Annotated in this window: 13 protein-coding genes; 6 read left to right on the plus strand and 7 right to left on the minus strand. The window is 36.1% G+C overall.

Translation table 11 applies throughout. The features are described from left to right. Nucleotides 1-60: 60 nt before the first annotated feature. From T479_RS18830 to T479_RS18840, 3 genes are all read right to left on the minus strand, one after another. A complete protein-coding gene (locus T479_RS18830; RefSeq protein ID WP_025220527.1) occupies nt 61-723 on the minus strand; it encodes a ribonuclease H family protein in 663 nt (220 codons plus the stop codon). 172 nt (nt 724-895) lie between these two features. Further along, nucleotides 896-1,240, minus strand: coding sequence for a YlbF family regulator (locus T479_RS18835; protein ID WP_024362319.1), 345 nt, complete (start codon nt 1,238-1,240; stop codon nt 896-898). 15 nt (nt 1,241-1,255) lie between these two features. Then, nucleotides 1,256-2,398: a DUF445 domain-containing protein gene (locus T479_RS18840; RefSeq protein WP_025220528.1), complete on the minus strand. Its 1,143-nt coding sequence runs from the start codon at nt 2,396-2,398 to the stop codon at nt 1,256-1,258. 221 nt (nt 2,399-2,619) lie between these two features. Between T479_RS18840 and T479_RS18845 the strand changes: the two genes are divergently transcribed. The 4 genes from T479_RS18845 to T479_RS18860 all read left to right on the plus strand — a co-directional run bounded on the left by T479_RS18845 (nt 2,620) and on the right by T479_RS18860 (nt 6,191). After that, nucleotides 2,620-2,823, plus strand: coding sequence for a YheE family protein (locus T479_RS18845; protein ID WP_024362321.1), 204 nt, complete (start codon nt 2,620-2,622; stop codon nt 2,821-2,823). Nucleotides 2,824-2,993: 170 nt separating this feature from the next. Beyond that, nucleotides 2,994-3,404 carry a hypothetical protein gene (locus T479_RS18850; protein WP_024362322.1) on the plus strand — a complete coding sequence of 137 codons (411 nt, stop codon included), beginning with the start codon at nt 2,994-2,996 and terminating at the stop codon, nt 3,402-3,404. A 460-nt stretch (nt 3,405-3,864) separates the two neighbouring features. Further along, complete coding sequence (locus T479_RS18855; protein WP_255313809.1) at nt 3,865-5,208, plus strand: hemolysin family protein; 1,344 nt, start codon at nt 3,865-3,867, stop codon at nt 5,206-5,208. A 74-nt stretch (nt 5,209-5,282) separates the two neighbouring features. Further along, a complete protein-coding gene (locus tag T479_RS18860; protein ID WP_024362324.1) occupies nt 5,283-6,191 on the plus strand; it encodes a cation diffusion facilitator family transporter in 909 nt (302 codons plus the stop codon). A gap of 47 nt (nt 6,192-6,238) precedes the next feature. Here the strand turns inward: T479_RS18860 and T479_RS18865 are convergent, their stop codons facing one another. Both T479_RS18865 and T479_RS18870 read right to left on the minus strand, forming a co-directional pair. Then, a complete protein-coding gene (locus T479_RS18865) occupies nt 6,239-6,985 on the minus strand; it encodes an effector binding domain-containing protein (RefSeq protein WP_025220529.1) in 747 nt (248 codons plus the stop codon). 91 nt (nt 6,986-7,076) lie between these two features. Then, a complete protein-coding gene (locus T479_RS18870; RefSeq protein ID WP_024362326.1) occupies nt 7,077-8,003 on the minus strand; it encodes a helix-turn-helix transcriptional regulator in 927 nt (308 codons plus the stop codon). 409 nt (nt 8,004-8,412) lie between these two features. On the opposite strand from T479_RS18870, the gene T479_RS18875 reads away from it, so the two are divergent. Further along, nucleotides 8,413-9,534 (plus strand): response regulator, encoded by a 1,122-nt coding sequence (locus T479_RS18875; protein WP_024362327.1) that lies wholly within the window; start codon nt 8,413-8,415, stop codon nt 9,532-9,534. A gap of 109 nt (nt 9,535-9,643) precedes the next feature. Here the strand turns inward: T479_RS18875 and T479_RS18880 are convergent, their stop codons facing one another. Both T479_RS18880 and T479_RS18885 read right to left on the minus strand, forming a co-directional pair. Then, nucleotides 9,644-10,291, minus strand: a complete 648-nt coding sequence (locus tag T479_RS18880; RefSeq protein WP_024362328.1) for a response regulator — start codon at nt 10,289-10,291, stop codon at nt 9,644-9,646. Nucleotides 10,292-10,304: 13 nt separating this feature from the next. Next, entirely contained in the window at nt 10,305-11,420 is a 1,116-nt protein-coding gene (locus T479_RS18885; RefSeq protein WP_024362329.1) for a GAF domain-containing sensor histidine kinase, read from the minus strand. 214 nt (nt 11,421-11,634) lie between these two features. Here T479_RS18885 and T479_RS18890 point away from each other — a divergent pair, with 214 nt between their 5' ends. Then, on the plus strand, nt 11,635-12,057 hold the full coding sequence (locus T479_RS18890; RefSeq protein ID WP_025220530.1) for a disulfide oxidoreductase: 423 nt from the start codon (nt 11,635-11,637) through the stop codon (nt 12,055-12,057). The last annotated feature ends 60 nt before the right edge of the window (nt 12,058-12,117 follow it).

Here is a 12,117-nt window from a genome sequence, read left to right on the forward strand (position 1 = left end):
TCTTTGACCTTATCTTCAGTCTTAGGAGCTATCATTAGTTTGACACCTCACGTTCGTGTATTATTCCTTTATCATTTCACTCAACCCTGTAATATCAATACCGTTTAATGCTTGTGTAGCCAATCTGTCCGTTTCAGTATTTTCTTTTCTGGAAATTAGTTGATAGTTTGCTTGTAGGCCAAGCTCGCTTAGTTTTGCATCGATCTTATCCGCCCAATCTGACAAATCCTTTTCCAAAGCTGGCCACTCGCCAGTTAGCTGATTAATAACTACTTGCGAATCACCTACAATCTGTATCGGTAGATGATGAGCATTTAATAATTCAAGCTCTACTAAACCTAAATATAGCGCGGCATATTCTGCCTCATTATTTGATTTCAGTTCAGCAGAAAATGCATTTTTTCTTAACCTATATGGCTTACCATTTTGCTCATAATAAATGGCACAACCAAGACCAGATTGTCTCGTTGCACGGTCAAAGCCTCCATCAAAATAAACAGTAATGTTATGAGGTTCTGTTTCAACTTCTTTTAAATAAGCCTTGAGCTCCTTGATAGACCAGTTCGTATTCTGTCGGTCAATAAATTGTAGTGATTTGACACGTCCAGTACGTTCCATATCTTCTGCCAACAATAAAGCTTGTGCTGCCCGCATTTCCTCTGACCTTAATACTGTTCCCGCACCCTTTGGTGTTTTATAAGCCCATTCAATTAAAACATGCATGACAATCCCTCCATAATATAAGCTACGGTTAACTAAAGTGAAAACGTGTCTCGAATAGCCGAGACACGTTTTCCTACTTACTGTTATATGTGCAAATAACCGTTTATTTATTCGTCGCAACATGTAACAGTCTATCGACAACTATTTTCAGCTACTATAGTTTTTGACTTACTTACATGCCTTCATACAACGATTGTATCGGTTTTACTAAAATGCGATTTACTTCTTCGATTACACCACTTAGCTTCATCTCTGCCTCAAGCATCGCTACAATTTTCTCATTTTGTTGCGCAAGCTGAGCAGTTTTTTGTGCATAAATCAGTTCATCTTCTTGTAAATCCTCACCAGCCATTTGTTTCTTCTGTAAATCCACCTGAATTTTACGGAAGTTTTGGAATAACTTTATCGCATCTTCATCTGCCTTCACTACAGCGACTGCTGCTTCCAATGCTTTAAATTCCTCTGTTTTACGGAAAGTAGCCTCCAAAGCATTAATTTCATTATAAATATTAACCATTCTTATTTCCCCTTTCTAAATCAAGTAAACAATTAAACCTTGCACAATACCAATTAAACCACCAAGAACTGCACCTAGCACTGTAATCATTTTAAATTCACGCTTGGAAATACCAAGTACAAGCTCTTCTAGTTTCGATACTGGGAACGAATCCACTTGTTCACGAACTACTTCTTGTAAATTTAAACGTTTTAGTACATCTTCTAATTTCTCTTCCGCTCTAACAAATGCTTTATCAATTACTTGAGGTATTACCGTTTCCCTCATCCAAGAACTACCTGTTGGCCAATAATAAGAAATAGAATGCTGTAAGCGTTCTGCTACTGCTAATTGATCTTTTACATAGCTTTGTAAATTTGCCAATATCGGTTCAAAGTCAATATCCCCTAAATAATCCATAGCCGGTCGGTCTTTTAACTTTTCCCATTCTTGTGTAAAAATGTTTGTCAGCAGCGATGTTGTCCCTGGGGCTTGTAAAAACTTTACAAGCTCGCGTTGTACTTTGCCGACAAGTGAGGAGGAATCCCCTAAAAACATATTAATCATACCGCCAAGTGACCCTTTTGACGATAAAAAGTCATCAATCATTGCTTTTATCGTCATCTCGCCTGCGGGTGATAAAAAATACTCCTCACCCTTCTCTAAAATATGTCCCACTGCTAATGGAATTTTAGCATCAATCGTATTTTGGATGTCCTCCGATAACAGTGTACGAATTGATCTCGTGGATAATGTATTCTTTACTGATTCAAATTGTCCCGCTACAATTCGTTCAACTTTTTGTTCAATAGTGGCAGGCATATCAGAGAAGCCAGCTAAATCTAGCCAGTCCTGAATGGTTTTATCGTTCGTGAAAAATGTCTCTTCAACTTTTACTTGTGCAAATTGTTCAACTTTATCTTGAATATCTTTAGAGAAAAATTTCTTTCTAAACGTCTCAGGTGTTAATAAATAATTTACAACGGTAAGACCTAATTGTTTCGCTAGTTCATCACGTCTTTTTGGAATAAGACCCGGTGTAAATGGTACACGCCAATTTTTAATATAAATTGCTTCGTGCGGTCGAAAAAGCATTTTAATCGCTAGATGATTTGTTATACCACCGATTGCGGCGCCGATAATTGCCATAAATAATAATGTCACTAAAAAATTGTCCATTAGCATCCTCTCATTTCAATCGTATTCACATTTGGCGTAATTTGTCGCCTACTGCACTCATTATAGCAGAGCAATGAAATCCAACGAAAGAAATACCCTCCATTTTATTACGACAAAGCATAATTGTTCCTATCAAAACATCATCCGATATTGTTTAGTTGCAATATTACCACTATCCTTGAATAATATTAAATACATATCATTAGAAATGGGGTTTGTATATGATTCAGCATTTTAGCTTTAAACCTTTATTTGAAAATACACAGCTTCCTGGATGGGCCATTTCCTTTTTCTATCAACGTGAACGTTACGCGGCAGAATATTTAAAGGATGGCGTCATCCAATGGATTGGTCCTATTCCTCCACATGAAGAAGATGTTAAAAAAATGATTCATGAGTTAATGCTCTTCCATATTTATGACTAAAAAAACCAATATTTTTTTGCCTTTGCATAATTAAAAACGCCTAATTTTTACTATTAAAACCACTGCTATTATACGAAAAGTGTCTGTTTATATTGATATTCCTGTATTTTTCTTATACATTTAATAAATGAATTTAATTCTAAATGTTTTATATGCAGGAGGCTATTTCAATGAGTAAAGTCGCACTTTCTGATGACTTAAATAACTATAATTCAAAAGCGTTAATTCGTGCTAAAGTAAAGGAACTTTTTTCGGAATTTTCCGCAAAAATTTTCGAGTTAGTCGATGAGTCCAGTTCAATCGATAGTAAAAAATTCGAAGCACTATCTGGATATAGTAGTAATTTTTACAGTGAGTATTGTAGCCAGCTAAAAGCTATTTTCGAATCTCCTAGTGCACTAGGAAAACGTTCCATTAAACATCTATACTTATCTTACAATGGGAAACATTATGTCCTAACACAACAAGGACTAACCGAAAAGGCTCCTATCACCATCTCCACATACTTAGACGCGATCCCTTTAAAAGAATCTGTTCATGATGTGGAAAAGGCTTGTCTAAAGTTGCGCTTCCAACAGTAAAAAATGATTGCCCTATTTAGAAATACATATTACAAAAGTGTCCATTTATGTGCTTCTCGTTCGCGCAAAAAAGGTTGCCTCATATGAGACAACCTTTTTTTGTTGCATATTAAAATAATTCATTTAAAAAAATCCGCAAGTAAAGCTCTCTTGAGATTTTTGACGTGTCGTTTTATATGAGATGCAAATGCTTCTTTCTCTAAACAAACTATCCTTGCTCCATTTAAAGTTAGCATAATGCCTATTGATTTTCAATCATTTGTCATCTGAAAGTATCCGTTTTCTTTATTAGCAAATCCATCTTAAAATAGTATAAAAAAGTCGTTGTCAATATTTGTGTTTTAGTTACAAATAACTTATGATTAAAACATCCAACAATTTTTTAAATCATAGGAGGTGTACACTTTGTTTACTTCCCTCATTTGGGCGGGGACAAAGGAATTATTTGGACGGAGACATATTGGAAATAACCATTAGGTTGGCGGCATTCGCCCTACTAATTATAATGACAGGATTTTTCGTTGCAACTGAATTTGCAATCGTAAAAGTGAGAACTACCCGCATCGATCAATTACTCGCAGAAGGACATAAAAAAGCGAAAAATGCAAAACGTGTTGTATCGGATTTAGACGAATACTTATCTGCATGTCAATTAGGTATTACCATTACAGCACTTGGACTGGGTTGGCTAGGTGAGCCTACATTTGAAATCATTTTACATCCAGTGTTCGAGTTTCTAAATCTGAGCGGTAGCATAACATCTATCCTTTCATTTATACTTGCATTCTCAATCGTAACGTTTATGCATGTAGTTATTGGGGAATTGGCGCCAAAAACTTTAGCCATCCAAAAAGCAGAATTTGTAACATTACACTTTTCTGGTGCATTAATTTTATTCCACAACATTACTTATCCAATCATTAAATTATTGAATGGCTCTGCACGTGGTTTAACAGGTCTATTCGGTCTTAAAATGATGTCAGAATCAGAAGTTGCACATACTGAAGAAGAATTGCGCATGATTTTGTCAGATAGTTTAAAAGGTGGAGAAATTAATAACGCAGAATATGAATATGTTAACAGTATCTTCGAGTTCTCAGATCGTCTTGCAAAAGAAATCATGGTGCCACGTACTGAAATCGTCGGAATTGAGAAAGAACTTACGATTAAAGAAGTATTTGATTTAATGGGTGTGGAGCAATATACTCGTTATCCAATTATCGACGGGGATAAAGACCATATTATTGGATTAGTGAATATGAAGCACTTATTAACTGCTTATATTAAAGATCCTGCAAATGGCGATAAACTAGTAATTGACTATATGCAACCGATTATTCGCGTGATGGAAACTACGCAAATTAACGGATTGTTACTCAAGATTCAACGTGAACGTATTCATATGGCTATTTTAATGGATGAGTATGGTGGTACATCAGGTCTTGTAACCATTGAAGATATTATCGAGGAAATTGTCGGGGATATTCAAGATGAGTTTGATGAAGATGAAATTCCAGAAGTACAGGAAATTGCAGAAAATCATTTTATTTTAGATGCAAAAATGCTACTAGAAAATGTCAATGATATGCTAGGTACTGACATAGAAGATGATGATATCGATACGATTGGTGGTTGGTTCATGACAAAGCGTTTTGATGCAATCGAAGGTGATAGCATTGAAGAGCAAGGTTATGAATTTACAGCAAAAGAATTAGATGGTCACCACATATTATACTTAGAAGTTCTGAAATTACCTGAACTTGATTTAACAAATGAAATCGAAGAATCGAAAGACGATAAATAAAAATGCAAAACGACTCCCTTTCATATAAGGGGGTCGTTTTATAATGCCCGAAAGTTTTGCGAGGAGGAAACAAAATGGAGCTCTATACAAATTTACGTCAAGGGGAAAAAGGAGCTTGGCTATCAATTGCCACTTACTTAATACTGAGCTCAGTAAAACTAACAATTGGCTATATCGGAACATCAGAAGCTTTAAAAGCAGATGGATTAAACAATACAACGGATATCATCGCATCCATTGCCGTTTTAATCGGCTTACGCATTGCTCAAAGACCACCAGATTCAAATCACCAATATGGTCATTTACGAGCTGAAACTGTTGCGTCACTCGTTGCCTCATTTATTATGCTAATCGTCGGCTTACAAGTTTTAATTGCTTCTTTACAAGGACTATGGGAGCCATCTGGCACAACACCATCTTTGTTAACAGCATTTGTGGCAATCGGAAGTGCAGCCGTCATGTATGTTGTCTATCGTTATAATTTAGCACTGGCAAAAAAAATACGAAGTGCGGCTGTAAAAGCTGCTGCCTATGATAATCGCTCGGATGCGCTGGTCAGTATCGGCACAGCCATCGGGATATTCGGAGCAATTTTTGGCTTTCCGATTATTGATACATTAACAGCCCTTGTTGTAGCTTTTCTAATAATTAAAACTGCTGTAGAAATATTTTGGGAAGCGGTTCAAAGTCTTACTGATGCCTTTGATATTGATGAAGTCGAGACATTATCGGTATTAATTCGCAATGTTAGTGGCGTTATTGAGCTTTTAGATTTCAAAGGGCGTGCGCATGGGAATATGTACTTTATCGATGTAACAGTGACTGTCGATCCTTATTTAAACGTCTTTGAAAGTCATCGTATTACAGAGGAAATTGAACATACCATTATGCGCGAAAACCGCTTTTGTCAGGTGCTTGTGCATATTGAACCACATATCGAAGAACTACCTCCAACAAGCAAAAGCCAGTCACCTACCATTTGATGGTAGGTACTGGCTTTGTTGTATTATGTCACTCGCTTTTATTGTATTTACTTAATTGCAATATAAATATCCACCTGTGCCTCATGAGGCTGGGCACATCGTTCATCATACAATTCAAAGTCTCCACTATACGTTCGTTCTACTTCCGTAGTATTGGCAAACCAAGCCCAAATATCTTGCCAAGCCTGTATTACAATATCAGGCATTAGCCCTTTTTCTGAGGTGAACACTAAATATTTTGATGCGGGAATTGTTTTTATGACCATACCTGTTGGAACTTCAACGTCAGCCGATACCTCCACTCCAAGCGTGAGTGTATATTCTCCGTTCACATCTGTTTCGTAATCTGAATACAGCCCATACATGCCGACATTATTTTGTGGACTTGGTAGTTGGCCTGCAATATCTTGCTGGTAATAAGTGGTCCATAATTGTGGTATTTTCGCTTGTGCTGTGATTTCGTTCGCATTATTCGTTTTTGCTGAAATCCCAGCGATATGAAAGCTTTGTTTTTCTTTCATCACAGGTTGTTTTCCAGTATCTGTTCTCCATCTTTTTAAACGTGGTAAAAAGGAAGCTAACATTTGTCGTGCTTCTTCTTCTGCCATCCCTTCTTCCTTTAAATGAGGTACACATATGTCAATCATTTCATGGATCGTTACATTCGGCTGTTTAAACGCTCCTAATTCGTAACAATATGTGCAATAGTCCCGACAAACTTGCCCCTCTTTTTCTGTTCCAAATAATTTTTCATGCACTAATGGCATCCCACAGCTTTGGCAATAACTTTGCATAGTTTACGTCCACCCTTCGTTTAATTTGTTATTACTATAACAAAGCAAACTTGACATCTGTATGTCATCTATTGAATGGACAACAATGATTTTACCTATTGTTTGCTGTATATATTTCGACGATTTCTTGTGCCCGTTTTTGCACGATATCAACTAAATAAGGTGGGTCAAGAAGCTTTATTCGATTACCAAAGCTCAGCAAAAAGCCATAGAGCCATTCATCTTCCGGCAATGCAACATGCACGATGGACCTTTCATAATCTATCTGTTCCACCCCAAATGTTTCTTCTATCAATGTTAAAATCTGTGCATCAAATGACAGTGTGAGTTCTACTAAATTTTCTGGTTGTTGCCATGCTTTATCCCACGGAAGGTCAGATAAATGTACTTCCTTTCGTTCAAAGCTGCGTTGCTCCTCTTTCATTTGTTTCATTCTTGATATTTTGAATAGACGAAAACCGTTTCTTAATGTGCAATAGCCGTAAATATACCACATCTTGCCTTTTTGGACTAAAGTGTGCGGCTCTATTATTCGATTGGTCATCGTACCATACGTAGTCGAATACAAGAAGCTTACACAACGCTCGCTCTCGATTGCATTTTTCAATAATGTGATTTGTTCTTTTAATAGTATATTTTGTCCCCATGGACTAAGGTCAATAAAAAAATGATCAATTGATTGTTTTACTTGCTCATCTGCTACGCCTGTTAACTTTTCTAAAACAGCTTTAGCATGGGCATCCTCATAGGAGGTTAAAGCACTTTTAAGAGCAATTGAAAGAGAGGTTAGCTCTTCTTTTGTTAATACTTGTTTATCCATTCGATAGCCTTCCATTAAACTTATTCCGCCATTAACCCCTTGTTGGCTTAAGATTGGAACCCCCGCACAGCTTAGGGTTTCGACATCCCGATAAATGGTTCGAACAGATACGTCAAATAACTCGGCTAATTCCTGTGCTTTTACTTTTTTACGATTAATTAAAATCATTGTCATCGTGAGTAAACGATCTACTTTCATTTCTTCAATCCCTCAACTTTGTACATTTTTTTAAATCACACACTACTTTTCCACAACAAAGTAATTTTCAATTACTTATATCCTATTATTTTTAAGTATTTTTTAAGTACCTTTTGAGTTTTCTTTAAGTCAAATGTACTATAATAACGGCTATTACATAATACAAGCATTAAAAAGGTTTTATAAAATAAGAAAAAAAACAAACTTTAACCCTTCAATCAAATTTCTAGTTTAACTATTATATTTTTATTTTTTCAAAATAGTTTAATTATAAACGCTTATACAATTATTTCAATTCTCTTAACAGTACATAAAAAACTTCTATCCTCTAATAAGGGGGAGACCTTTTCAAAAACAATGAACTAGAGTTTAATGGTTTTCAATTTAATTGTATAAAGGAGATTTTGATGTGATTCGAGCCGTTTTAATAGACAAAGAACCTCTAGCTTTACACTATTTTCAAAATAAGCTACAAAACTTTCAACAAATAGAGGTTACTAAAACCTTCACTAGTGTAAAGCTATTTTTAAATAGCCTTCCATCACTGGACTTTGAAGTCATATTTTTAGAAATAAAGCTTGATGAACTGAATGGGCTTGAAGTTGCTGATATTATCAAAAGCAATCGACCACATGTAATTGTTATCTTTATTACTTCGTATTCAGATTTTGCCATACAAGCATATGAAATTGGAGGACTTGATTATTTACTTAAACCGATTAGCCTAGCACGATTAGAAAAAACCGTATCACGTATTGAACATGAATTTTCTATGCAACAGTTGGTACATCAAACTTCTAATACTACGTTAAACGTCCAATGCTTTAATCAATTCGCTACCTATAGCAACAATAGTCTCGTTTCCTTCAAAACAGAAAAAACAAAGGAATTATTTGCTTATTTCATATTACATCCAAACATGCCCATTCATCGGGATGTTCTCATTGAAATTCTTTGGCCAAATTTAGATTATGTTCGCGCAAAATCGAATTTGCATACAGCCTTATCCTATTTAAGGAAAACGTTAAATAATATGGGATATTCCAATTGTATTATATTTTCAAATAAGTATTATGTTTTTGAAAAACCGAATATCATGTGTGATTTATATGACTTCCAAGATTATTTTAGTGATTTCAAGAAGTTAGATTGCCCCCCTCTGTCATTAATCAATCAATGCCTTGCCATTTATAAAGATGGGCTACTCATTTTTGATGATTATGAATGGGCTACTGCAGACAGAGATAAGCTAACTAAATCCTACATAGAGTTATTGGAAAAAGGCTTTCAAATTAGCATAATGAATGAAACAGAAGTGGCCATAGATTATCTGAATCGCTTATTAGAGTTCGACCCTTATAATGATTATAAAATCGAACAATACTTAAAACTGTTGATTGATGCAGGAATGCAAAAACAGGCTCACTCTGTTTTTTTAACCTACGAACAAAAATTAAATGAAGACTTGGCCCTTACGCCGAGTACTACATTGCAAGAAATGTCGAACAAATTATTTAGTCATAATCAATAAACTTATATGAACGACATGGTGAATCTTTGCAAAATGCACATAACAAAAAGTGTTAGATTGCCTTTAATCAATCTAACACTTTTTCGCTTTTGTCCCATTTCGGGTTATTCTACTGACCACTGCCCTCTGTCAATCCATGCTTTACTGCATATAGCGCAGCCTGCGTCCGATCTTGTACTTGTAGTTTCGTAAAAATATTTGAAATATGTGTTTTCACTGTTTTTTCCGTAACGAATAAAGATGATGCAATTTCTCGATTGCTTTTTCCCTTCGTAAGTTCAGCAAGTACATCTTGCTCACGCGGGGTTAGTGGATTTAACACATGTAGTGCATTTTCTGATTGTTGTCGATCCATTTCAAGCGTCGATGTTGCTTCAGGGTGCAAAGTATGTTCCCCTTGCATAATGCGACGAATTGATAATACTAATTCATCGGGTTCAATATCCTTTAGCTGATATCCTGCCGCTCCAGCTTCCATAGCTGGTACAACATGATCTCGGTCAGAAAAACTCGTCAACATTAAAATTTCAATTTGTGGAAACTTAGCTTTTATACGTTTTGTTGCTTGAATACCATCCATTTCTGGCATTACTAAATCCATTAATATAATATCCGGCTGTATACTTTCAGCAAGTGCGACCGCTTCCACACCATTTTTCGCTTCCCCTACAACTTCAATATCTTTCTGTGTCTTTAAAAAAAATAATAATCCTCGTCGGACTACATGATGGTCATCTGCAATTAGTACACGAATCATTGTCGTTCCCCCCTCAATACGGTAAACGAATTAGCAGTTCAGTTCCCTTGCCAATTTCGCTTACCCAGTCAGCAGTACCTCCTACCGATTTAGCCCGATCCTTTATCGATTGTAAGCCCATAGATAGAAGCTTAGTATCATGATCAATCACAAAGCCTCGTCCCTCATCACGAATAACTAATAATATATCCGTAGCTGTGACAGTAATATAAAGTGCCGCCTCAAGTACTCCAGCGTGGCGACGAACATTATTAAGTGCCTCTTGTGCCACACGAAATAATGTTTCTTCAATACGAGATGGAAATTGTAGTACGCCCGATACGGTAACATGAAGCTTTAAGCCAAGCATTTCTGCATACACTTTTATCGCTTCTAATAACCCATTTTCCAAGCCTTTTGGTCGTAGCTGCCATATTAGTGCACGCATTTCAGTTAAAGCATCTTGTGTTAAATGTTGAATTTCCTTAAACGTTTCCTTTACTTCACTATCGTTACTCATTTCAATGCCAGCCCTCGCCGTTAATGTCACGGAAAATAATAGCTGGTTGACAGAATCATGTAAGTCACGTGCTAATCGGTTACGTTCTTTCACAAGTGCCATTTCCTGCTCTTGCTTTGTCAATAATATCCGTTTAATAGCTGAGCCCATTTGAAAGGCAACTGATTCAAGTAAAGCAAGTTCCTCCTCTGAAAAACGCACTGTATTTTTGGACGCTACATTCAAGACACCAAAACGTTCCTGCCCCGATTGAAGTGGTACTGTTGCATGATGTGTGATGCCATCGTGATCGCCAACATTCGCAGCAATTGCACTTTCGATACGTTGACATTCAATAATGTTCGAAGCCTTTTTTAACTCTTCATTGCGATAGCGGGAGACACACCAACAACCTCCCTTTTTTAAATAGTGACAATTTTTATATTCAAGTGCCTCTGGTAAATTTTCATGGACAACGAGCTCTGATCGTCCCTTTTCGTCAATAAAGAATATCCAACCTGTTTCAAAATTTGTGCCATTTAAAAACTTTACTAGTGCGCCTTTTAATGTTGTGACGATTTCTGTTTCTTCGTTCAATAACTCAGCAATTTCCTTTAAAATACTAATATTGGAGTGCTCGTTCTCTCTCACAAAAACACCTCTTTTTATTGGCATTACTACTAGTAATGATAACATTTCCAAGTCGCAGGTGTCTGCCTGAGCCATTCATACTTTAGACTGAATTTCCAACAGATTTTGGAATGCTATGAGCGTATTGGCTGGTTATAATTGAAACATTTTACTTCTAAATTCAAAACACATATAATCTTAACAAGTACAGCGTTATAATAAAGGGAGTTTTGATATGTCTAAAAAAGAGGAAAATAGTTTATTATTTATTTGGATAGTGTCCGTCGTTGCAACACTCGGTTCTTTATATTTTTCTGAAATTCGTCATTACGAGCCTTGTAAAATGTGTTGGATTCAACGTATATTTATGTATCCAATTGTAATCATGACTACTATAGCCCTTATTCAAAAAAATACACGTATTGCGGTAACAACAGCCGTCTTTGCTATAATGGGGGGTACAGTATCACTTTATCATTATGGTATTCAGAAACTAAGCTTTTTAGCTGCATCTGCCCCATCTTGTGGTGCCGTATCTTGTACAGGTCAATACATAAACTGGCTTGGGTTCATTACAATCCCGTTTCTGGCCCTAACTGCATTTATTTTAATTGCAGGAGCTAGCTTCTATTTACTAAAGGCTTCTAAAGCAAAGTAAAGCTCTCTTTCATGTAAGTATATTGTTTAAAAGACAGAACAACATAAGAAAATTCGCGCT

The organism is Lysinibacillus sphaericus (assembly GCF_000600105.1).
Classification (GTDB): domain Bacteria; phylum Bacillota; class Bacilli; order Bacillales_A; family Planococcaceae; genus Lysinibacillus; species Lysinibacillus sphaericus.